Origin of the sequence: Neomoorella stamsii (assembly GCF_002995805.1) — a bacterium.
Classification (GTDB): domain Bacteria; phylum Bacillota; class DSM-521; order Neomoorellales; family Neomoorellaceae; genus Neomoorella; species Neomoorella stamsii.
Map to the genome: position 1 here is coordinate 146,200 of NZ_PVXL01000078.1, position 23,095 is coordinate 169,294.

A 23,095-nucleotide genomic window follows, 5' to 3' on the forward strand; every position below is an offset into this window, starting at 1 on the left:
TTCAGGACCGGCCCTCCTCCGGCGGGGGATTGGAGCTGGCTGGCGGGGTTGGCTTTAGCCCGGCTCCCTGGCGGACCGGGTCGCGATAGCCGATCTGGCTGGGCCGGGAGTTCATGGCCCAGCGGGGTACCCGGACCAGGACGTCTTTAAAATCGCTGAAATTCCAAGGAGTGACAGGAGCCAGGTAGGGCACCCCGAAGGAGCGCAGGGTGTTCAGGTGCACCAGGATGGCCAGCAGGCCCAGCATGATGCCGTAGAAACCCAGGGTGCCGGCCAGGATGAGCATGACAAAGCGCAGCAGGCGCAAGGTTATGGCCATAGCGAAGGAAGGGATGGCAAAGGAGCTGATGCCCGTCAGGGCCACGACGATGACCATGGAAGGCGAAACCAGCCCGGCGCTGACGGCCGCTTCTCCAATCACCAGGGCGCCGACGATGCTCAATGCCTGGCCTACCGGCCGGGGCAGGCGCACCCCGGCTTCCCGCAGGAGTTCAAAGGTTAATTCCAGCATGATGGCTTCCACCACGGCCGGAAAGGGAATCCCTTCCCGCTGGGAAGCCAGCTTGACCAGGAGGTTGGTGGGCAGCATTTCCTGGTGAAAGGTGCTGACAGCAACATAGGCCGCCGGCAAGAGCAGGGCAATATTCAGGGCGACAAACCGGGCCAGCCTTAAGAAACTGGAAAGGTAATAGCGCTCATAGTAGTCTTCACTGGACTGGATGAACTGGACAAAAAGAGTCGGTACAATGAGGGCAAAGGGAGTATTATCCACCAGGATGCCCACCCGGCCTTCCAGCAGGGCGGCCACCACCTTGTCCGGTCGTTCCGTATGGTCGATCTGGGGAAAGGGGGAGGTGGGGTTATCTTCGATAAGTTCCTCAATGTAGGCGCTTTCCAGGATACCATCAATTTGAATCCGCTCCAGCCGCTGGCGCACTTCCCGGACTACCGCCGGGTCGGCCAGGTCTTCAATATAGGTGATGACAACATTAGTCATGGTATAGCGGCCCAGGCAAACAAGTTCCATTTTGAGGGACGGAGTTTTCAACCTGCGCCGGAGGAGGGCGGTATTAGTGCGTAAGCTCTCAATGAAGCTTTCCCGTGGGCCCCGGACCACACTCTCGGTAATAGGCTCATCAATAGTACGGTGTTCCCAGGAACGGGTGCTTAAGGCCAGGCCTTTATTATACCCATCCAGGAGCAGGACCGTATCCCCGTCCAGGACGTGTTTAACCACGGCCCCCATGTTATCAACCACAGCCACATCCGTCATGGGCATGACGGTTTCCATAACCGCGGCCAGGTCCCGGGTTTTGTTTGCCAGGTCTCGGGCCAGCTGCGGGGGTGCCTGCTGCAGGGTGCGCATCAGGGTATCTTCAATGAGCTTTTTGTCGGCCAGGCCGTCGATATAAAAAAGGGCTGCTTTAATAGCCTGGCCGAGGTAAAAATCGCGGTGGACGACATCGCTGCATTTGGCAAAGATTCTCTGCAGCTGTTCCAGGTTGAGCTTCAGTTCGGCCGTGAGCTGGTATGCCTCCAGGGGCGGGTAAGGTGCCTTTTGATCATTACTGCCCCGGGACTGGCCCTGCTTATCCTGCTGTACCTGAGGCTTCCGGCGGCGGAAGAGGGCCGCCCGCAGGGGTTTACGGTAAAGACCGGGCAAAGTTCCTCCCTCCTTTATTTGGAAAGCCGTTCAATACCATTACTGGTTAGCTTTTACCGGGGGAGGAAACATTATACGTAAGTCCCCACAACTCGTTTGGGCGGCTAAAAATATAGACTGGGTTTAAAATGAGTAAAAGGGCGAGTTTTGGCTCACCCTAATCACAAGGACAATGTTTCTAAGGGAGTTGATTTCTTTGGCCGGCGAGACGAAGATTTTGGTAGTTTTCTACAGCCTCTATGGTAATACGGCCAAACTTGCCCAGTCAATAGGGACTGGGGTTACAGAGGTACCCGGCTGCACTGCTATCTTAAGGCGGGTCCCGGAGACTATGCCGCAGGAAACTCTAATGCAGCTTGAGCAGTCGGCGGCTTATCAAAAAGCCCAGGAAGAGATGAAGGATATTCCCATAGCCACCCTGGAAGACCTCCAGGATGTGGATGGGATAATTTTCGGCAGTCCCAGCCACTTCGGCAACGCCGCTGCCCAGTTAAAACAATTTATCGATGCCACTGTTCCCTTATGGGTCAAAGGTCAACTGGTCGGCAAAGTAGGAGGTGTCTTTTGTACCTCAGGTAGCCTTCACGGGGGGAACGAGGGAACCCTTATTACTTTGCTCCTGCCCCTGCTCCACCACGGTATGATTATCGTCGGCCGGACCTATGAAGACTATAGCCTGGCCAACGCCGGAACTCCCTATGGGGCTTCATCCACCTCCGGTCCTAACCATGACCAGCGGCCCACGGACCAAGACCTGGCCATTGCCCGTTCCCTGGGTAAACGCATTGCCACGGTGGCTAAAAAGCTAAAGGGTTAATCGTTCTTCGCACCATGCAGGCAAATATCCGGATAAAATGCAATAAGCCCGGCAAATAAATTTGCCGGGTGCTTATTTTTTAGCTATTTGCAGGGCCCGGTAGCCGATATCGCGGCGGTAGTGCATGCCCACAAAATTAATTGCCTTTATACCGGCATAAACGCGCTCCAGGGCGGCCCGTAAATCTTCACCCCTGGCGGTGACACATAATACCCGGCCCCCGGCCGTTACTACCTGCCCGTCCACCAGAGCCGTACCGGCGTGGAAAACCTCCACTCCAGGCGGCACTGCCTCCAGTCCCGCAATGGGTGTACCTTTAGCGTACGGGCCTGGATAACCTCCTGCCGCCAGGACCACCCCGGCTGCCGCCCCCGGGTACCAGTCAATCTTTGTACTAGCCAGCGCACCGTTTATGGTAGCCAGCATCAGTTCCACCAGGTCGCTTTGTAAAAGCAACATCAACGGCTGGGTTTCCGGGTCTCCAAAGCGACAGTTAAATTCCAGGACTTTAGGCCCCTCGCGGGTGAGCATCAGCCCGGCGTAGAGGACGCCGCGGTAGGGGCAGCCGGCCGCGGCCATAGCCCGGACTGTAGGCCGGAGAATCTTTTCTTCTACCTCCCCGGCTATTTCCGGAGTGTAAAAGGGGACAGGGGCGTAGGCGCCCATACCGCCGGTATTGGGGCCGGTATCTCCTTCCCCCACCCGCTTGTGGTCCTGGGAAGGCAAGAGGGGGATCACCGTTTCCCCGTCGCAGAGGGCCAGGATGCTGACCTCTTCGCCTTCCAGGCGCTCTTCAATAATCACCCGCTGCCCGGCAGGGCCAAACCGGCCAGCGAACATGGCCGTTACTGCTTCCCGGGCCGTGGCCGTGTCCGGGGCCACCACTACCCCCTTGCCGGCGGCCAGGCCGTCGGCCTTGACGACCACCGGGCCGGGATGTTCCTCCAGGTAGGCCAGGGCCGCCCCGGCCTCCGCAAAGGCGGCATGGCGAGCCGTGGGGATGCCTGCTTCCTGCATCAACTCCTTGGCGAAAATCTTGCTCCCTTCCAGCCGGGCGGCCGCCTGCGTAGGGCCAAAGACAGTTAACCCGGCGGCCTGGAAGGCGTCGACAATGCCGGCCACCAGGGGTGCTTCGGGACCCACCACAGTAAGATCGATGCCGGACCGGCGGGCAAAGGCCAGGAGACCTTCAATATCGCCGGCGTCAACGGGCACGCAGGTGGCCAGGCCGGCAATGCCGGCATTGCCCGGCGCGCAGTAGATTTCCGTAACCCGGGGACTCCGGGCAATCTTCCACACCAGGGCGTGTTCCCGCCCGCCGCCGCCGACTACCAGGATGCGCATTTGCGATGCCCTCCTTTAATGGCGGAAATGGCGGATGCCGGTAAAGACCATGGCTATGCCGCCGGCATCGGCAGCTTTGATGGACTCCTCGTCGCGGACGGAGCCGCCGGGCTGGATGATGGCTGTAATGCCGGCCTCTGCTGCCAGGGCAACGGTATCGCTAAAGGGGAAGAAGGCATCAGAAGCGAGAACGGCCCCTTTAGCCCGGGCCCCGGCCTGCTCCAGGGCGATGCGCGCCGCGCCGACCCGGTTCATCTGGCCGGCACCAATGCCTAAAGTAACGCCGTCCTTAGCCACCACAATGGCGTTGGACTTGACGTGCTTCACCACCTGCCAGGCAAAGAGTAAATCCTCCCTTTCCCTCTCTTCAGGTTTACGGGCAGTTACCACCTTGAGGTGTGCGGGGTCGAGGACATGGTAATCCGGCTCCTGGACCAGGAAGCCGCCGCTGACGGGCCTTACCTGGTATTCCTGGACGCGGTAGGCAGCCCTCTCGCCTGCAGCCAAGAGGCGCAGGTTGGGTTTGCTTTTAAGAATCTCCAGGGCTTCCGGGGTAAAGTCCGGGGCGATGACAGCTTCCAGGAATATCTCCGTCATTTCCCTGGCTGTAGCGGCATCCACCGTCCGGTTCAGGGCGACAATGCCGCCAAAGGCGGAAACAGGATCGGCCGCGTAGGCCAGGCGGTAGGCCTGGGATAAAGTTGTAGCCCGGGCCACGCCGCAGGGATTGGTGTGCTTGATGATGGCCGCCACCGGCTCCTTAAAGTCGCAGGCCAGGTTCCAGGCGGCGTCCAGGTCCATGAGGTTGTTGTAGGAGAGCTCCTTGCCCTGGAGTTGCCGCGCCCCGGCCAGGCTACCGGGGGGTACGGAGGCCAGCCGGTAGAAAGCCGCCTGCTGGTGGGGGTTTTCTCCATAACGGAGGTCCTGGACCTTCTCGCCGCTGAGGATAAAGTGAACAGGAAAAGGCTCTTCATTGCGGATAAGGCGCTGGAAATAGGCCGCGATGGCCGCGTCGTAGGCAGCCGTATGGGCGAAGGCCGCTGCCGCCAGGCGCCGCCGGGTGGCCAGGCTTAAGTCTCCCTTCTCCCGCAGTTCGGCCAGTACCTCACTGTAGCTTGCCGGATCAACGACCACCGCCACCCGCTCGTGATTCTTGGCTGCTGCCCGGACCATGGTTGGGCCGCCGATGTCGATGTTTTCAATGGCCTCTTCCGGCGTTACCCCGGGCCGGGTAATGGTTTCCCGGAAGGGGTAGAGGTTGACCACCACCAGGTCAATGGTCTGGATGCCCTGTTCCTGGAGTTGCGCCAGGTGTTCCGGCGTCGGCCGGGCCAGAATCCCGCCATGGATTTTAGGGTGGAGGGTTTTAACGCGGCCGTCAAGGATCTCGGGAAAGCCGGTAACAGCCGCCACTTCGGTAACGGGCAAACCAGCCCCGGTTAAGGTGCGGGCGGTACCGCCGGTGGAAATGAGTTCCCAGCCCAGCTCGACCAGGCCCCGGGCCAGATCCACCAGGCCGGTTTTGTCGGAAACACTAAGAAGCGCCTTTTTAGGCATATGTATAGCTCGCCTCCTAATGAAAATAGGGTTCTGCTAATGGTGCCTTCTGGCGGGGATATATCCCTCCGCCGCGAAAGGCACTACGTGCCAACAGGACGACGGCTCGGTTCGGACTGCTGCTCGTCGCCTGCGGATTGCCAATGAACAGGCTTCCTGCTCCGCCGGCTTAGATCCTCCTATAAGATAACACTGTATTCCTAGCCAGGATACGCTCAGGCGTCCTCGGCTCCGGCAGCGGTTGCCTCACCTCGCCTGTCCTTTTGACCTATGCTCCACTATTCGCGGCTCCGGGACATATCTTCGCCCTAACGTCCCGGCAAATTTTCTTCGATCGCCGGCGGGAGCACCAGCCCCCATGGGGCTTCCTTCAAATTTTTACTGAGACCCGCCGGCCGTGGAGGGTAACCCGGCCTTCGGCCAGCCATTTAATGACCTCGGGGTAAAGGCGGTGCTCTTCGACCAGGATGCGGGCCGCCAGGGTTTCCGGGGTGTCGTCGTCCCGGACCGGTACCACTGCCTGGGCTATAATAGGTCCCGTATCTGTGCCGGCGTCAACGAAGTGGACGGTACAGCCGGAAAATTTGACACCGTATTCCCAGGCCTGACGCTGGGCGTTGAGGCCGGGAAAGGCCGGCAGTAGGGCCGGGTGGATGTTGATTATCGCCCCCGGAAACTGGTCCAGAAAATCCTGGCTGAGGAGCCGCATAAAGCCGGCCAGGACTACCAGCTCTACACCTTCTTTTTTCAAGGCAGCCGCCAGGGCCCGGTCATAGGCCTGGCGGGAAGGGTATTCCCGGGGCGCGAGGCAATAGGCCTTAAGACCCCGCTGCCGGGCCAGTTCCAGAGCGCGGGCCTCCGGCCGGTCGCTGATGACCACCTGGATACGGGCGGGAACGCGGCCGACAGCTATGGCTTCGGCAATGGCCTCCATGTTACTGCCCCGGCCGGAAACCAGGATGCCGATGGGTAAAGGTAATGCAGCAGCCATACTCTCTCCTCCGGAAATAACTTTGTCACCGGGCCTCCCCTAATCGCGGCTTCCGGGATATACCCGGGCTCTCAATAGACTAATTATATAAGATCCGGCACAAATTCCACTTCTCCCCGGCCGGGTATTATCTCGCCGGCCACAAAAACCTCTTCCCCGGCGGCCTCTAATCGCGCCTTTACCCTGTCAACGTCACCGGCCACGACCACCGCCAGCATACCCAGGCCCATATTGAAGGTGCGGTACATCTCCGGTTCCGGCACCTTGCCGTTCTTCTGGATGAGGCGGAAAACGGGCGGTACCGGCCAGCTGCGCCGGTCCAGGCGCATGCTTAAACCTTGCGGCAGGATGCGCGGCGGGTTTTCTACTAGCCCCCCGCCGGTGATGTGGGCCAGGCCCTTGATTAATCTTTCTTTTAGTAATGGTAACAAAGAGGCTGCATATATACGGGTCGGCTCCAGCAATTCTTCCCCCAAGGCCCGGCCCAGTTCCGGCAGCTGCCGGTCCAGGGTGTAACCGGCTTCCGCCAGCAAAACCCGGCGGGCCAGGGAAAAGCCGTTGGAGTGCAGGCCGCTGGAGGCCAGGCCCAGGACCACCTGGCCGGGCCGGATGCGGCTACCGTCCAGGAGCTCCTCCCGCTCCACGACGCCGACGGCAAAACCGGCCAGGTCGTATTCATCCTCCGGGTAAAAGCCGGGCATCTCGGCCGTCTCGCCCCCGATCAGGGCGCAGCCGGCCCGGCGGCAGCCTTCGGCCACCCCGGCGACGATTTGAGCCACTTTTTCCGGCACCATTTTCCCTACCGCCAGGTAGTCCAGGAAGAAGAGGGGCTCGGCCCCATGGACCAGGATATCGTTGACGCACATGGCCACGGCGTCAATGCCGATGGTATCGTGGCGGTCCATCAAGAAGGCTATCTTTAGCTTCGTCCCTACCCCGTCGGTACCCGCCACCAGCACCGGCTGCCGGTAACGCCCCGGTTCCAGGGCAAAAAGGCCCCCGAAACCGCCCAGGTCCCCCAGGACTCCCGGCCGGAAGGTCCGGCGGACATGCTCCTGCATCAATTCCACGGCACGGTTGCCGGCGGCAATATCCACCCCGGCGTCAGCATAGGTCAGGCCTTCGCCAGCTACCATAATGTCCCCCTCCGAAAATAACTCTATCGCAGGTTGGTATTGTCTCGCTCGCTCCCTGGCCCTTGTGGGGCGCCCAGCACTCACTAAACTCAGGTACCTCCAAAGGTAGTGCGACTGCATAAACCGAAGAACTGGTTACTGTAACTTGGTTACTGTGAGTGCTGGGCGGCCTATTCGGCGTCCTTGCCTTTAGAATCCGGCCTTTAGTCCCTCTGTCCTCGGCCCCGCTTATCATCCCTCAGCTTCGCCTGGGCCGCTTCACCACTCGGTAGAAGCTCGCTCGCTTCCGACAAATGCCAACCAGGCATTTTCATACGGCGGCGTGCTGCCATGAGCGGCTCCTCAGTAAAGTTAGTCCTGTAAAACAAAACCAGCCTGTTAAACCTTCACCCCTACCCCTCCAGGCTGTACTTGGACGCCTCCTCCGCGGAGGGGATGGGGATGGGATAGCGGCCGGAAAAGCAGGCGGCGCAGAAATTTTCGGCCCCCCGGCTTACGGAACTGAACAGCCCCTCCAGGCTCAAGTAATAGAGGCTGTCGGCCCCGACATGGCGCCGGATATCCTCCAGGGAATACTGGGCGGCAATGAGCTCGCCCCGGGCGCTGGTATCAATACCATAGTAGCAAGGGTGAAAAACCGGCGGCGAGGCCACCAGCAGGTGGACCTCCCGTACCCCGGCCTGGCGCAGCATCTCCACAATCCGCCGGCTGGTAGTTCCCCGGACGATGGAATCATCGATGATAATAACCCGCTTATCCTTCAGAATTGACTTGATGGGATTAAGTTTCAAGCGCACGCCAAGGTCCCGCATCTCCTGGGTGGGCTGGATGAAGGTCCGGCCCACATAGCGGTTTTTCATCAACCCTTCGATAAAAGGTAAACCCGCCGCCTCGGCGTAACCGGCAGCGGCGGCGATGCCGGAATCCGGCACCGGGATCACCACATCGGCCGCCACCTGGTATTCCCGGGCCAGATTCCGGCCCAGCTCCCGCCGCACCAGGTTGACGGTCTCGCCGTCCAGGATGCTGTCGGGCCGGGCAAAGTAGACGTATTCAAAAATGCAGTGGGCGCTGTGGGGCGACCGCCGTCCCTGGATGGAGCGCACCCCCTGGCTGTCGATGACGACAATTTCCCCAGGCTCAATGTCACGGCAAAAATCGGCGCCCACGGTATCCAGGGCGCAGGACTCGGAGGCCAGCACCCAGGCCTCCCCCATTTTCCCCAGGCACAGGGGCCGGACGCCAAAGGGATCGCGGACACCAATGAGCTTTTCCTCGGTCATCACCACCAGGGAATAGGCGCCCTCCAGTTCGTCCTGGCAGCGGCGCAGGGCCGCCTCAATGGGCTCCTGGCTGTAGCGGGCGATAAGATTGACAATAACTTCGCTATCGGTAGAAGACTGGAAAATAGAGCCCGTGGCCCCCAGCTGCTGCCTCAGCCTGCCGGCATTGGTCAGGTTCCCGTTATGGGCAATGGCCACCATACCCCTGAGGTAGCGGAAAACCAGGGGCTGGGCATTGACCAGGGAACTCGCCCCGGTAGTAGAATAGCGCACATGGCCAATGGCCAGGTTGCCCTTTAAAGCCTGGAGGTTGTCCTGGTTAAAAACCTCCGCCACCAGCCCCATGCCCTTGTGGACGGCAATATGGTGACCGTCGGCCACGGCAATCCCGGCACTCTCCTGGCCCCGGTGCTGCAGGGCAAAGAGGCCGTAATAGGTCAGGCGGGCCACATCCTTGCCCGGGGCATAGATGCCAAAGATGCCGCACTCTTCATGCCAGGGCGACCGGTCCCGGGATAGATCCCTTTCCCTCACCGGGCCATCAAAGCCGGTATGCTCTCCCGCCATTGCTTCTCCATCTCCCCCAGGCTGAGATTAAACAGCGTCCTGCCGTTTACCCTTACTAACAGGGTCTGGCCAACGATGCGGCCAATGACCGTTGCTGGCACGCCCTTCTCCCGGGCCATGGCCAGCACCCTGTCCCGGGCTGCCGGCGGGACCGCCAGGAGCACCCGCGACTGGCTTTCGCTGAAGAGGAGGTAGTCCGGCCGGAGAATGCTGGCCAGTTCCACCATGGCTCCCACTCCGCCGGCCAGGGCACTTTCAGCCAGGGCCACGGCCAGGCCCCCTTCGGCGCAATCGTGGGCCGCCGTCACCAGCCCGGCGGCAATGGCCTGCCGCACCACTTCCTGGACGGCTGCTTCCCGTTCCAGGTTGAGACGCGGCGGCCGCCCGGCCACCAGGCCGTGGATAACGGCCAGGTATTCGCTGCCGCCTATCTCCGGGTAGGTTTCACCCAGGAGAATCAGGACATCATCCTCCCGGCGCCAGGCAAAAGCGCAGCGTTTTTCAATATCAGCGATGAGACCCACCATACCCACCACCGGCGTGGGATAGATAGCCTCGCCCTCTGTTTCGTTGTAGAAACTGACGTTGCCTCCCGTTACCGGCGTCTGCAAAACCTCGCAGGCCCGGCTCATGCCCACTACGGCCTGGTAGAACTGCCAGGCGACCTCCGGCTTTTCGGGATTACCAAAGTTCAGGCAATCGGTAAGGCCCAGGGGACGGGCGCCCACGCAGGAGAGATTCCGGGCTGCTTCAGCCACGGCAATGGCCCCGCCCGTTTCCGGGTCCAGGTAGCAGTAGCGGCCGTTGCCGTCCACCGTCAGGGCCAGGGCTTTGCCGGTTCCCTTAATCCTTAAGACAGCGGCATCGCCGCCGGGGCCGGCCACCGTGTCCGTACGCACCATGTAATCGTACTGGCGGTAAACCCATTCCTTGCTGGCTATATTTGGTGCCGCCAGGAGTTTTAAGAGCACTTCCCCGTAATCCCCCGGCTCCGGCAGGTGGCTCAGGTCCTGCTCCTGTAATTTATCCAGGTAGGCTGGCCGGCGCCGTTCCACCTGGTAGACTGGGCACTGGTCCGTTAAGGCCCGGGCGGGTACCTCGGCCACCACCCGGTCGCCCTCTTTAATGCGCATGATGCCGTCATCCGTCACCCGGCCGATAACCACCGCCTCCAGCCCCCAGCGCCGGCAGATGGCCTGGATCCTTTCTTCGGCACCTTTTTTGGGTACCAGGAGCATGCGTTCCTGGGACTCCGAAAGCATGACCTCATAGGGGGTCATGCCCTCTTCCCGCCGCGGCACCAGGGCGACGTCGATTTCCATACCCGTCCCGGCCCGGGCCGCCATTTCACAGGAAGAGCTGGTGATCCCCGCCGCGCCCATATCCTGCATGCCAATGATTAAATCTTCTTTAATAATATCCAGGCAGGCTTCGATGAGGAGTTTCTCCCGGAAGGGGTCCCCCACCTGGACTGAGGGCCGGCGTTCCTCGGAAGCCTCGCTCAATTCCTCAGAGGCAAAGGTGGCACCGTGGATGCCGTCGCGGCCGGTGCGGGCGCCCACCAGCATGACGGCATTGCCCACCCCGGCGGCCCGGCCGCGGCGGATATCTTTTTGCTCAATAAGGCCCACGGCCATGACGTTGACCAGGGGGTTGCCGGTATAAGAAGGATCGAAGTAGACTTCCCCGGCCACCGTGGGCAGGCCCAGGCAGTTGCCGTAAAAGGCAATACCGGCCACCACGCCGCCCATGAGGTAACGGGTACGCGGGTCATCCAGAGGGCCGAATCGTAAAGAGTCCAGGACGGCAACCGGCCGGGCTCCCATGGCAAATATGTCACGGACAATGCCACCGACCCCGGTAGCCGCTCCCTGGAAGGGTTCAATGGCCGAAGGGTGGTTGTGGCTTTCGATTTTAAAGACTACCGCCTGGCCGTCGCCGATGTCGATGATGCCGGCGTTTTCCCCCGGCCCCTGGAGGACCCAGAGGGCTTTCGTAGGAAATAGCTTTAACACCGGCCGGGAGTGTTTGTAGCCGCAGTGCTCCGACCACATGACGGCAAACATGCCCACTTCCACATAATTGGGCTCCCGGCCCAGGATTTCTTTAATGCGTTCAAATTCCTCGTCCGTGAGGCCCATCTGCTGGTAAACTTCAGGCTCCAAGGCGCTCCCCCCTCTGCCACCAGTCAACTATGGAAGCAAAAAGCTCCCGTCCGTCGGTACCGCCCAGGAGGCTTTCGGCACAGCGTTCCGGGTGGGGCATCATGCCCAGGATATTGCCCTCCCGGTTAATAATGCCGGCGATATTGCCCACCGAACCGTTGGGATTGGCGGCCGGCGTCACTTCTCCGTCCGGAGTGCAGTAGCGAAAGATAATCTGCCGGTTAGCCTCCAATTCGGCCAGGGTGGCGGCGTCGGCATAATAGTTGCCTTCACCGTGGGCAATGGGAATGCGGATGACCTGGCCCTCCCGGAAGCGGTTGGTAAAGGGGGTGGCGTTATTTTCCACCCTTAAATAGGTCCACTGGCAGCGAAACTGAAGACAGTCATTGCGCCGCATAGCCCCCGGCAGGAGGCCGGCCTCCAGGAGGATCTGGAAGCCGTTGCAGATGCCCAGCACCAGGCCGCCGGACCGGGCAAAGTCAATGACTGCCGGCATAATGGGGGCAAAGCGGGCAATGGCCCCGGCCCGGAGGTAATCGCCGTAGGAAAAGCCGCCGGGCAGCACCAGGCAGTCGTAACCCGCAACATCGGTATCGCCGTGCCAGAGGTAGTCCACCGGCTGGCCCAGGACCGCCCCCAGGACGTAGTAAACATCCTGGTCGCAGTTGGAGCCGGGAAAGACGATAACGCCGAACTTCATGGTTGTTCCTCCATTTTATCTACCGGACTATACGCCACCAGTCGCCGCGCCGCGCTCAAGCCTTGCCGCCGGTGCCGGCAGGTTCTTCCAGGGTATAGCGATACTGTTCGATCACCGGGTTGGCCAGGAGCCGCCGGCACATCTCCTCCACCTGCCGCCCGGCTTCCTGCCGGTCATCCAGGTCCAGCTGCACTTCCAGGTATTTACCGACGCGCACCGCAGTTACCCCCTCATACCCCATGGCTTTGAGGCCGCCCATGACAGCCTCACCCTGGGGGTCGAGGACGCCGGGCTTTAAGGTAACGTAAATTTTAGCCAGGAGCATAATTATCGTCCCTCCAAATTTATTGCAACAACCTTTCCACCCGGCTTAACACTTCTTCATAGGCGTCTTCGACGCCGCCCAGGTCGCGGCGGAAGCGGTCCTTGTCCAGTTTTTCCCCGCTGGTGCTGTCCCAGAAGCGGCAGGTGTCGGGGGAAATTTCATCGGCCAGGAGGACCTGGCCGTGGTGCAGGCCAAACTCCAGCTTGAAGTCCACCAGGATCAGGTCGGCCGGCTGCAAAAATTCCGTCAGCAGTTCATTAACCTTCCAGGCGTAGCTTTCCATTTCTTTAATCTGGGTGTCGGTGGCCAGCTCCAGGGCGGCAATGTGGTAGTTGTTAATCATGGGGTCATGGAGGGCATCGGATTTATAATAAAACTCCAGCACCGGGCGCTTGAGGGATGTCCCTTCCTCCAGGCCCAGGCGTTTGGCCAGGCTCCCGGCGGCAATGTTCCGGGCCACCACTTCCACCGGAATGATTTCTACCGCCCGCACCAGGAGTTCCCGGGGGCCTGTTTGTTCAATAAAATGGGTGGGGATGCCCCGGCTGGAAAGCACCTGGAAAAACAGGGCCGATAGCCGGGCATTGATCTCGCCTTTACGGGCAATGGTACCTTTTTTCAGGCCGTCAAAGGCCGTGGCGTCGTCCTTGAATTCTACCAGGTACCGGTCGGGGTCACCCGTGCGGTAGACCCGTTTGGCTTTACCTTCATATAATAGTTCACTCTTAACCGGCATACTAATCCCTTCCTTGCAAAAATAATTTTACCGCGCTAACTTTGTCTTTGCTCGGACCAAGTCCTTCGCTTCAGATAAAACCCACCCGGAATTTTCATGCTTTCGATGGTTGCGTCTCGCTGCCATGAGGGGCTCCGCTTCTCGCCCGTCGGCCCCGGCCTGGAATTACTCCAATCCGGCGCGGCGGAAGATGTAGTCCACGTGGCGCAGGTGGTAGTCGTAATCAAATAAAGCCTCGATTTCCTTCGGGTCCAGGCGGCTCGTAATATCCTGGTCCTTTAAGACCAGCTCTTTAAAGGGCTGGCGGTTCTGCCAGGCCTGCATGGCATTGCGCTGCACCCAGGCGTAGGCCGTCTCCCGCAGGACGCCTTTGTTCACCAGGGCCAGGAGGAGCCGCTGGGAAAAGACCAGGCCGTGGGTGGCTTCAAGATTCCGGCGCATATTCTCCGGGTAGACATTGAGGCCGGCTATAATTTCAGTAAATTTAACCAGCATGTAGTCCAGCAGGATGGTGCTGTCGGGAATAATCACCCGCTCGACGGAGGAATGGGTAAGATCCCGCTCGTGCCAGAGGGCGACATTTTCCATAGCCGCCAGGGCATTGCCCCGCAACACCCTGGCCAGGCCCGCCACCCGCTCGGACATGATGGGGTTGCGTTTGTGGGGCATGGCCGAGGAACCCTTCTGACCCCTGGCAAAGGGCTCTTCAACTTCTAAAATATCAGTCCTCTGGAGGTTGCGGATTTCCGTAGCCATTTTCTCCAGGGAACTGCCGATGACGGCCAGGGTGGCCAGGAACTGGGCGTGACGGTCGCGCTGGATGATCTGGGTGGAAACGCTGGCCGGCTGGAGGCCCAGGCACCGGCAGACGTGTTCTTCCACCCGGGGATTGATATTGGCAAAGGTGCCGACGGCGCCGGATATCTTGCCAACGCTGATCATTTCCCTGGCCTGTTCCAGCCTGGTTATATGCCGGTCTACTTCCATGACCCAGAGGGCCATTTTCAGGCCAAAGGTAGTGGGCTCGGCATGGACACCGTGGGTGCGGCCGATCATCAGGGTGTATTTATGTTCGCGGGCCTTTTTGACTAGTTCGGCCCGCAGTTCCCGCAGGCGTCTGAGGAGCAGGTCGGCGGCGTCCCGCATCTGCACCGCCAGGGCCGTATCCAGGACGTCGGAGGAGGTCATGCCAAGGTGAATATACTTGGAGGCATCACCCACCTTTTCCGCCACTGCCGTGAGAAAAGCCAGGACGTCATGGCGGGTGGTGGCTTCAATTTCATTGATCCGGTCAATGTCAAAATCGGCCTTGGCCTTGATCTCTTCCAGGGCGGCCGGCGGGATCTGGCCCAGCTCGGCCCAGGCTTCGCAGGCGTAGATCTCTATAGCTAACCAGGTGCGGAATTTGTGCTCCGGTTCCCAGATCTTGCCCATTTCAGGCAGGGTATAGCGTTCAATCATTTTTTCCCCTCCCGTAGATAACCTTCAATACCCAGTTGCGCCAGTTTAGCATCCCGGGCCGCCACTTCCCGGGCCAGCTCTTCTTTATAGGCCGCCAGGCGCGCCTTTAGCTGCTGGTCGTGGACGGCGAGGATCTGGGCCGCAAGTATTGCGGCATTGGCCGCCCCGTCAATGGCTACAGTGGCCACCGGGATGCCTTTAGGCATCTGTACCATGGCGTAGAGGGAGTCCACCCCGCCCAGGGCCGCCGTCTTGATTGGAACGCCAATGACCGGCAGGGTGGTCACGGCTGCCAGGACACCGGCCAGGTGGGCCGCCCCGCCGGCGCCGGCGATGAGGACTTTGAGCCCCCGGCCGGCTGCACTGCGGGCGTATTCCAGGGCTGCATCGGGTGAACGGTGGGCGGACAGAATCCTTACTTCATAAGGAATCTGGAAGCGCTCCAAGAAGCTTGCGGCCTGGGCCATAACCGGCAAATCGGAGTCGCTACCCATAACGATACCAACATGTGCCAGGTTCATCAAATTTCTTCTCCTTCCTTATATTTTAGCATTTATTTTATCAGCCCCCTTTATCCTTTTTGCTACCGGCCTGTATTTAAATATAATTTAACTCTCCTTGCCGGCTCCTCTCCGCTTTCTCTCCGCTTCCACTCCGATTTCTGAACATAAGGATCATAAAGTACAATTTAAATTCCCTCTTGCCGGCCGGCAAACTAAAGAACCCAGGCCGGGGTAGGTCACGCAACACTGAAACCTACCCGCCTGGGTTTTTATCCCTCCGGTGTAGCACGAAAGTGCCTGTACCACTCGGACCTGGCCGCGAAATAACCTTCGCGCGGAACCCTGAGGTACACTTTCAGGCTGTAGCCAGGGCAATTTACGGTTGCCCGGTAGAAACTTGGGAGCCCTATTCCCCCAATTATACAGGCCACTACCATATTTACTTTTCGCCCCCATAATAGCAAAAGGGATAACAACTGTCAATAAGCTTTCATGCTATCCTAATTGTTCTTTAGAAGGGAGTCGCACGAAGGCAATCCCGCTATTCCCTGGTGACCAGCACCTGCTGCCTGGTCTCTGACCAGTGGACCTTGTACCCCAGGGCCTCGGCGACATAGCGGGCCGGGAGGAAAACCCGATCGTAACGGTTCAGGGGGGCTACATCCAGGGTTTCCCGGCGGCCGTCGCGTTCCATTTCCGCGCGGCCGGGATAAAACTTCAGGATATGGCCGGCGCTGCTCAAAGTCACCGTTTGGCTGGCGGGATCCCAGCCAATCCCCTCCTCGGGAACACCCAGGGCCAGGGCCAGGTAGCGCAGGGGGACGTAGGTGCGGCCGTTTTCCAGCAGAGGGGCGACATCCATCTCTTGCACCTGGCCGTTGCTGCTGTAACTTTTTTGCCCCAGGGTAAAGATGGCCACCGGCACGGCGCTCCCATAAATGGTAAAGGCGCGGCTCACTGCTTCCCGGCCCTGGCTGTCATAGGCCTTAACTACGAGGCTCCCTTCACCGGGCAGGCGATTGAAGTCAATGGTCAACTGGTAGGGCGGGCTGGTAGGGCTACCCAGAAGCTCGCCATTTAAGTAATATTCCACCCTGCTGATGAAGGGGTCGTAAAGCTTGACGGCGGCCCCCAGGGTAACTTCCCCCTGGATGGCCATGCGATCCTCGAGTTCCCGGTAGGTTCCGGGTGCCTCCTGGCCGACCTGTTCCAGGTAGTGAGGGCCGGCGATGGCCTCCTGGTAGGCGGTCAAAACCTCCTGGTTGTCATCCAGGCGATAATCGCTCACCTTCGCCTGGGTGTAGAGGGGGTCGCTTTCGTTGAGATCAAAGTAGACCACAGCCTTGACCCGCGGGTAGAGGAGGGGCAGGGTGCGGTAGAATTTACGAATGTTGAAGGCGGCCCAGCGGCTGACATCGGCCCGGCCGGGGCTCAACACCGTGTGGGCAATGCCGAACTCGCCCACCATCAGGGGCTTGCTACCGGCGAAAATGCGGTACCAGTAGTCCAGGCGTTGCAGGGGATCCAGGCCCGCTCCCGGCTGGTCGGGGCGGCCGCTCAGGTAGTAGTCGCTGTAGAAGTTGACGCCCACCCAGTCGACATAGTCATCGCCTGGGTAGTACTCCAGGGCCGCGGCTTTGACCCCCTCCGGCTGGACGATATCAAAGGGGTTCCAGACCATGGCCACGTTGGGGGCTTCCCGGCGCATTATGGTAGCCGCCCGGCGAAACCAGTCGACATAAGTACCGGGGTCGCCATGCCAGGCGTTGGTGCCCTCCATGTTCATTTCCGAGGCGAATCGGAGAAAAACCGGGATTTTATAGGCGGCAAGCTCCCGGGCGATGGCCACCAGATCCTCCTCCTGCAGGCCCCCCAGGCCGCCGTTGGGCTCCAGGGCCAGGACCAGGCCCGCGCCGGGCACCTGCCGGGCTTTCTCCATCGTATCCCAGGGTAAAACAAAGTTACCCGGCCCGTAGATGTGGCCGTAGCCTAAATAGAGGGCGTGCTGGCGACCGTAAAGGTCTTTGACCCGGTTGTAGTCGTTCCCGGCAGGCCCCCGCTCTTCGTAAAGGCCCAGGTAGACACCGGCAGCCGGCTCAAATTTAGCCAGGGTTATCCGCCCAGGGTCCGGCACCGGGATAAAGAGGCGCAGCATGGATTTCAGGCTCTCACCCCGGGCCGTATCCTCCCAGGCCCAGTCAGGTTTCCCCGCCTGCTGGAAGAGGGCGACCTCCTTCACGTAGGCGGCCCCGGCCTCGGCCAGTTTCCCCTGGCGGTCGCAGAGGCGGAAGATCTTCTGCCAGGCCAGGCCGGCGTTGATCAGGTCACCGCTGGCCTCAAAAGCAGCGGCGGCGTTACGGTAGAGCCTCTCGGCCGTGGTCGGGTCACCGGCCTCCAGTTCCCCGGCGCGCCGGTAGTCCTGCCAGGGGTCGGCCCAGGCGGCTGCGGGCGGGATCAGCAACAAGAATAAAAGGATGGCGATAATACGCGATACCTTCATGCCTGACCATCACCTGCTCCTTTTTTGTGGTAATCCGTTCCTAATTTTAACACAGGAGGAGGGAGCAGGAAAGGTAACTAATGGAAGAGAAAGTTAATTCTCTGTAAAGGTTTGCCACTTCACCTGTCTTCCAGTCTTCGCCTTCGCTTGTTCCCTGGTTTGCCAGTAGAGTCAATGGATATAGCCGGGAGTCTCAATGCGTAGGCGCCCTGGATACCCCCCTCTGTGCCCGGGGTACGTTTACCCAGCATTACGAACCAGGCTTTGCCACCTTCGTCCGCTACATCCTGCACGGACAGTTCTTTCAGTTCCGGTACAGCATAGTAAACCTTTTCCAGAGCCTGTTTCTGGGCTGCGGTGAGCACCGGTTTTTGTGCTTCCGTTATCCCCTGTGGCGCTACCGTCCGTACTCCGCCACCGACGCCCATTGCTTGAACAACGGACGCCGGTTTTCCGCCGCCCAAACCGGGGAAGCCAGCAGCATGCCGACGGCCAGCACAGAGGCGGCTATACCCTGCACTTTTTTCACCTGCATCTCCTCCTTTAAAGGATAAAATTTTGGGTTCAGTTTTATGGACTGTTTGGAACAGGGAATGTAACGCGTAAATTACATTGATCCGGCCAGATTTTTCTTTGGCCGCTGATGCTTAAACATCCATGGTGATTCGCCTCCTTTTCCCCCCGGGCAAAAGCAGGCGGGCGCTCCAGTGCAACAGCAGGACGCCGGCGGCCAGGGAGACCAGGGTGTAAACGGCCCAGCCGGGCAGGCCGAAATTTACCCCCGTGGGAATCCCATTTTCTCCCAGGATCTGCATTAAAACAAAAACGGGGTTAATGTCCTGTAAAAATTCCACAACCCAGGCCAGAAAGGCCGGGTGCCAGGTTTCCGGGCTTATGCCTCCCCGGGCCTGCAGCCGGTTCATTTCATGCAGAAACACCGCCAGAAAACCGGTGCCCGCCGCCAGGGCGAAGGCCAGGCCGTAGGTCGTGACGGTACTTACGCCCGTTCTTTTAAAGAAAGAAGAGCAGGCCACACCTATGCAGCCAAAGAGAAAGATGGTCACGAGGTAGAAGCCGAAAACCCCCAGCACCTGTGCCGGGGCGATGCCGCCGTACATAAAAACGATGCTGTACAGGGGCAGGGTGGCCACCACCAGCAGCACCACAAAGGCGCAGGCAGAAACCAGCTTGCTCCAGATGATCTGCCGGGGGGTGAGCCGGGTGGTCAGCAGTACATTCAAGGTCTGCCGCTCCCGTTCCCCGCTGATGACGCCGGCGGTGAGGCCCGGCACCACGAAGCCCAGCAGGACCAGCTGGGTGACGCTGAGCATGATGAAGAGGCTGCGGCTGCGGTCGGGTTGGAAAATGCCCGGGGAGCCCCGCCAGCTCAGGTACATGAACCCCAGGACGAAGGCGCCGATGACTAGCAGGTAAAGCGCCAGCAGCCACGCCGTTTTCCCGGTGCGAAACCGCTGGCGCAGCTCTTTGAGCAAAACCGGGTTAATTTCCGCCATTATCTTCAACCCCCTCAGCGGTGACGGCCATAAAGGCTTCCTCCAGATTGCGCCGGACTTCGGTGAATTCCACCACAGGCCAGCCACCGCTGACCATAGCCTGTAAGAGGGCGGCCTGTTCCGCCTGGTTCCCGTCGAAAAGGAACCGGACCTCCTGTTCATCCGCCAGGGTTTCACTTACCCCGGGCCGGGTGGCCAGAAAGCCCGCCAGTTCCCCCGCCCGGTCCAGCACTGCCACCCGCATTTGCCTGGCACCCCGGGAAACGGCGGTGATTTCCGCCACCGTGCCCGCGACCACCAGCCGGCCTGCCTCCATAATGGCCACGGCATCGCAGATCTCCGCCAGCTCCGGCAGGATGTGGGAGCTGATCAATACCGTTTTACCCAGGTGTTTCAAGTGCCGGATAATTTCCTTCATCTCCGCCCGGGCCCGGGGGTCCAGGCCCGAGGCCGGTTCGTCCAGGATCAACACCTTGGGGTCGTGCACCAGGCAGCGGGCCAGGGCCAGCCGCTGCTTCATCCCCCGAGAAAGGGAGTCCACGTATACGTCGGCCTTGTCCGGCAGGTTGACCAGTTCCAGGAGGGTCCTGGCCAAGCCGGGCCGCCGGTGGGCGGGGATGTGATGGGCGGCAGCAAAAAATTCCAGATATTCCGTCGCCCGCAAGCCGTCGTAAACACCGAAGAAATCGGGCATATAGCCGATTATGCCCCGCACCTTTTCCGCTTCCTCCACCACATCCAGGCCGTCCACCGTGGCCGTGCCCGCCTCGGGGAGCAGCAGGGTGGCCAGGATGCTCATGGCCGTGGTCTTGCCGGCGCCGTTGGGACCGATGAGCCCGTAAACCAGCCCCCGGCCGATTTCCAGGCTGAAATTGTCCAGCGCCCTGGTGGCCCCGAAATTTTTATATATCCCGTTAAACCGGATCATCAGGAAACCTCCCCTTCCACCGCCAGGCCGGGCCATGCCGGGTAAGGCCCCCGGGATTCTCCCGTCACTTTGAGCCAGACCTGGTTATGGGATAGATACCGGGACAAATCCGCCGATCCGATCCTTTTGCCGCCGTCGGGCAGTTGTTCCCACCGCCCCTCCTGGTGGTTGTATATTTCCACCGACAGGTTGAACTGCCCTTTAGCATATTGAATATCCAGGGCTGCGATCTGAAAATTCCTGCTGATCCCCGCGTCGTCTAGATCATAAACCAGGTGGACCTTTTGATCGTCAATTGCAATGTTTTCGGGTGAAGGGCTCCGGCCAGGCATAAGGAATTCACCGATGCGCGGTTTGATCAACCCTGCCGGAAGATAAAACCGGCCGGCCGCATCCAGCGGGATGGTCTGTTTCACCAGCACCAGGCCGTAGTCCGCACTCCGGCCACTTTTTCCCGCCACCGCAAAAATACCCGGCGACCCGTCGTACCAGCCGATAAACTGTATGCCAGCCGGACGCCCATAATCACCGTAAATGATTTCATTCAACATCATCCGTTCCCGGAAATAAGGATCCCCCGGCCGGCCCGGCTTGCCCACGCCCAGCGCGGCCAGAAGCATTTCCGGGTCGGCGGGCGGATTTACCCCTTCCAGTTTTTCCTCGATGTGTACCGTACCTCCCGCGGGCAGGTTGCCGGCCGGGATCACCCGGCTGCCCAGGATCAGCTTGCAGTCCCGCAGGTCCAGGCCGGTCTTGTTCACCAGATCCCCTTTGATGCTGTTCCCCTCCAGGTAGAGCCGTCCTGCGATGCTTCCCAGGTCCCGCCGCAGCCTCAGGGCGTAAACCTGCCGCAGGGAATTGTACTGAACGTTACCGAAGTTAACCGTGGTGGTATCTTTATTCTGTTGTACCAGGACCGCTGTCCGATTGGTGCTGCCCGAGCTAGGACCGGCCAGCATGCCTGGGGCGGCCTGGACGGTGAGATCCCCGCCCCGGGTGGTTACCACGGAAGCCCCCGCCCGCACCTCGGCCATTTCCGGTGAAAGAATTTCCACCGCGGCCAGGGTCTGGGTCAGGTAACCCTGGATGCGGCCGGCGGGGGCCAGCAGGTAAAAACAGCCGGCGGCCACCAGCGCCCCCGCCGGCACCAGCGCCCAGGCCCAATCACGGCGGTCGGCCCGGCGCAGCAGGAAGTAAAGCAGCGGCCCCACGGCGGTTGCGTATACCAGCCACAACAGGGCCAGCACCGGCACCGGCGGCCCTGCCAGCCGGGGTATATAGGCACTGGCAGCCACCAGGGAGGCCACCGCCGGGTTCCCGGTCGGGTAAGGGCCCTGCGGGAGGAGGACCTTTATACCCGGTCCCGGGATGGTGCTGTTCAGCAGGGCGGACCACACATCCCGGGCTTCGCCGCCCAGGTCCCCCGGAGCAGCGCCGCAGTAAAGCACTTCCCCCCGGCCCAGGGGCCGCCGGGCCAGCACCGGAACACCGTTTTCCACGGCCAGGGCCTTGCCGGCTACCAGCCGGCCGGCAGCCACCAGCAGGGGCCCGCCAGAGCGCAGGCCCTCCAGCTTGCCGGCCACCACCTGCCTGCTGCTGACCTGCACCGGGCTGACATCGGTAAAACTACCCCCTTCACCGGCTCCCGCGCCGCCCAGCAGTACCAGCGAGCCGCCCAGATACACCCATTCCTTCAGGGCTTTGACCTGTTCCTGGCTTAAACGGGAAACGCCGGCAGGTCCGATCATGATAATGTCCGCCGCGCTCAGGAGCAGGCTGTCCCCGGGCAGTTCGCCGGGGGAGAGGTATTTCAATGTGGCCAGGGAGCCGACTCCCTGGGAAAGCCAGTCCTGCAGGCCGCCCCCGGTCACATCTTCACCCAGGGCCAGGATCACCATACGGCCGTCGTCCACCGCCACCCCTTCCACCCAGGATTCGGCCAGTACCTGCCCGCCGGAAACCAGCCGCACCACCGGCTTCACGGAGGCCAGTTCCCCCGGGATCACCAGGCGATACTGCCCGCTGGCACCAGCCGGCACGTCCACATCTGTGGCCACCCGGGCCAGATCGGGACGGCGCCTTTCCGGCCGTTCCTCGTCCTGCTCCACCGTAATGGTTCCCGCAAACCCTGGCCCGGGGTTGTCCACGGTTATTACCAGTTCCAGGTGCTGGTTTACCTTATACAGGCCGCCCAGGCCGGGGCGCACCTTCATTTTCACCGGGGCCGCGGCAAGGGAAGGCAGCGTCCCCGCCAGCAGGGCCGTGGCCAGGACGGCCAGAATAAAGACGTTGCTGAAAAACCGCATTTTCCCTATCTCAATAATTTGCTTCTAGCTCGTTAAATCTCTTGCTCTCTTAGATTTTCATTTTTATGATGAAGTCCAAGAAGGCAGACTAAGCCTTCATCTTCATCATCAGTAGACGTAGTTGTTGTGGATAATGTGGGCAACGCGAAGCGTTGTCCAAGCGAGTGTGGAGTTGTGGGTAACCCCGAAGGGGTTATCCACAAATCCACACGAGCGGCATTATCCACAACAACAGGTCTCCGGCTTTAAATCTTAAGTCTTGAGTAGTAACCTCACCACTTCTTGCCCTCGGCTACCCTATCATGTCTCCCGGGGTCTATGCCCTGTTTCATTCCTTCGTTCGGCCTTTTGAGGGCGGTGGGATATGCCTAGTACTCTCATGCAGGGTCTATGCCCTTATGGAGGTGATTAAGGCTTCCCCCACCCAAGACTTTTTACCTCGTGTTTGGGTTTTTATTTTTAAGCTGCTTGCTGTAATTGGGCGCGGCGATAGTCACCTAATACTTTGTCAGGGTCGTAGTTTTCTTTCTTCCTGGCCAGGCCGTACATTACCCGCAGTAATTTTACGGCTATGGCTATTAAGGCCTGCTTCTTTTTTA

Annotated in this window: 19 protein-coding genes, 1 pseudogene and 1 riboswitch; of the genes and pseudogenes, 1 reads left to right on the plus strand and 19 read right to left on the minus strand. The window is 60.3% G+C overall.

Going from position 1 to position 23,095, the window contains the following annotated elements:
• Position 1 precedes the first annotated feature (1 nt).
• Positions 2-1,663 carry a spore germination protein gene (locus tag MOST_RS16320; protein ID WP_083476618.1) on the minus strand — a complete coding sequence of 554 codons (1,662 nt, stop codon included), beginning with the start codon at positions 1,661-1,663 and terminating at the stop codon, positions 2-4.
• A 196-nt stretch (positions 1,664-1,859) separates the two neighbouring features.
• On the opposite strand from MOST_RS16320, the gene wrbA reads away from it, so the two are divergent.
• Entirely contained in the window at positions 1,860-2,480 is a 621-nt protein-coding gene (gene wrbA, locus MOST_RS16325; protein ID WP_054936732.1) for an NAD(P)H:quinone oxidoreductase, read from the plus strand.
• A 72-nt stretch (positions 2,481-2,552) separates the two neighbouring features.
• Here wrbA and purD read toward each other — a convergent pair whose 3' ends face one another.
• The 18 genes and pseudogenes from purD to MOST_RS18080 all read right to left on the minus strand — a co-directional run.
• The gene (gene purD, locus MOST_RS16330; protein WP_054936733.1) at positions 2,553-3,824 is read right to left on the minus strand and encodes a phosphoribosylamine--glycine ligase; all 1,272 of its coding nucleotides are present in this window, start codon (positions 3,822-3,824) and stop codon (positions 2,553-2,555) included.
• 15 nt (positions 3,825-3,839) lie between these two features.
• Positions 3,840-5,381, minus strand: coding sequence for a bifunctional phosphoribosylaminoimidazolecarboxamide formyltransferase/IMP cyclohydrolase (gene purH / locus MOST_RS16335; protein WP_054936734.1), 1,542 nt, complete (start codon positions 5,379-5,381; stop codon positions 3,840-3,842).
• 370 nt (positions 5,382-5,751) lie between these two features.
• Entirely contained in the window at positions 5,752-6,372 is a 621-nt protein-coding gene (gene purN / locus MOST_RS16340) for a phosphoribosylglycinamide formyltransferase (protein ID WP_054936735.1), read from the minus strand.
• A gap of 83 nt (positions 6,373-6,455) precedes the next feature.
• Positions 6,456-7,508, minus strand: coding sequence for a phosphoribosylformylglycinamidine cyclo-ligase (gene purM / locus MOST_RS16345; protein WP_054936736.1), 1,053 nt, complete (start codon positions 7,506-7,508; stop codon positions 6,456-6,458).
• Between the two features lie 392 nt (positions 7,509-7,900).
• A complete protein-coding gene (gene purF / locus MOST_RS16350) occupies positions 7,901-9,358 on the minus strand; it encodes an amidophosphoribosyltransferase (protein WP_083476620.1) in 1,458 nt (485 codons plus the stop codon).
• The gene (purL, locus tag MOST_RS16355) at positions 9,322-11,523 is read right to left on the minus strand and encodes a phosphoribosylformylglycinamidine synthase subunit PurL (protein ID WP_054936737.1); all 2,202 of its coding nucleotides are present in this window, start codon (positions 11,521-11,523) and stop codon (positions 9,322-9,324) included. Before purL ends, purF begins: the two co-directional genes overlap by 37 nt.
• Positions 11,513-12,223: a phosphoribosylformylglycinamidine synthase subunit PurQ gene (gene purQ / locus MOST_RS16360; protein ID WP_054936738.1), complete on the minus strand. Its 711-nt coding sequence runs from the start codon at positions 12,221-12,223 to the stop codon at positions 11,513-11,515. Before purQ ends, purL begins: the two co-directional genes overlap by 11 nt.
• Before the next feature lie 55 nt (positions 12,224-12,278).
• Positions 12,279-12,548, minus strand: a complete 270-nt coding sequence (gene purS, locus MOST_RS16365; protein ID WP_054936739.1) for a phosphoribosylformylglycinamidine synthase subunit PurS — start codon at positions 12,546-12,548, stop codon at positions 12,279-12,281.
• A 19-nt stretch (positions 12,549-12,567) separates the two neighbouring features.
• The gene (gene purC, locus MOST_RS16370) at positions 12,568-13,284 is read right to left on the minus strand and encodes a phosphoribosylaminoimidazolesuccinocarboxamide synthase (RefSeq protein WP_054936740.1); all 717 of its coding nucleotides are present in this window, start codon (positions 13,282-13,284) and stop codon (positions 12,568-12,570) included.
• 165 nt (positions 13,285-13,449) lie between these two features.
• Positions 13,450-14,745: an adenylosuccinate lyase gene (gene purB / locus MOST_RS16375; RefSeq protein WP_054936741.1), complete on the minus strand. Its 1,296-nt coding sequence runs from the start codon at positions 14,743-14,745 to the stop codon at positions 13,450-13,452.
• Positions 14,742-15,266, minus strand: coding sequence for a 5-(carboxyamino)imidazole ribonucleotide mutase (gene purE, locus MOST_RS16380; RefSeq protein ID WP_054936742.1), 525 nt, complete (start codon positions 15,264-15,266; stop codon positions 14,742-14,744). The genes purB and purE overlap by 4 nt, the downstream gene beginning before the upstream one ends.
• Before the next feature lie 325 nt (positions 15,267-15,591).
• Positions 15,592-15,694: riboswitch (purine riboswitch) on the minus strand.
• A 95-nt stretch (positions 15,695-15,789) separates the two neighbouring features.
• Positions 15,790-17,748, minus strand: a complete 1,959-nt coding sequence (locus MOST_RS16385) for a stalk domain-containing protein (RefSeq protein ID WP_054936743.1) — start codon at positions 17,746-17,748, stop codon at positions 15,790-15,792.
• 119 nt (positions 17,749-17,867) lie between these two features.
• Positions 17,868-18,176: a hypothetical protein gene (locus MOST_RS16390; RefSeq protein ID WP_129588710.1), complete on the minus strand. Its 309-nt coding sequence runs from the start codon at positions 18,174-18,176 to the stop codon at positions 17,868-17,870.
• Positions 18,146-18,277: a hypothetical protein gene (locus tag MOST_RS18325; protein ID WP_277995704.1), complete on the minus strand. Its 132-nt coding sequence runs from the start codon at positions 18,275-18,277 to the stop codon at positions 18,146-18,148. Before MOST_RS18325 ends, MOST_RS16390 begins: the two co-directional genes overlap by 31 nt.
• A 118-nt stretch (positions 18,278-18,395) precedes the next feature.
• Entirely contained in the window at positions 18,396-19,262 is an 867-nt protein-coding gene (locus MOST_RS16395; protein ID WP_054936745.1) for an ABC transporter permease, read from the minus strand.
• Positions 19,249-20,190, minus strand: coding sequence for an ABC transporter ATP-binding protein (locus tag MOST_RS16400; protein WP_054936746.1), 942 nt, complete (start codon positions 20,188-20,190; stop codon positions 19,249-19,251). The genes MOST_RS16395 and MOST_RS16400 overlap by 14 nt, the downstream gene beginning before the upstream one ends.
• Positions 20,190-22,496 (minus strand): DUF8725 domain-containing protein, encoded by a 2,307-nt coding sequence (locus MOST_RS16405; RefSeq protein WP_054936747.1) that lies wholly within the window; start codon positions 22,494-22,496, stop codon positions 20,190-20,192. Before MOST_RS16405 ends, MOST_RS16400 begins: the two co-directional genes overlap by 1 nt.
• A 459-nt stretch (positions 22,497-22,955) precedes the next feature.
• Positions 22,956-23,095, minus strand: a pseudogene (locus MOST_RS18080) (IS110 family transposase); the annotation flags it as partial.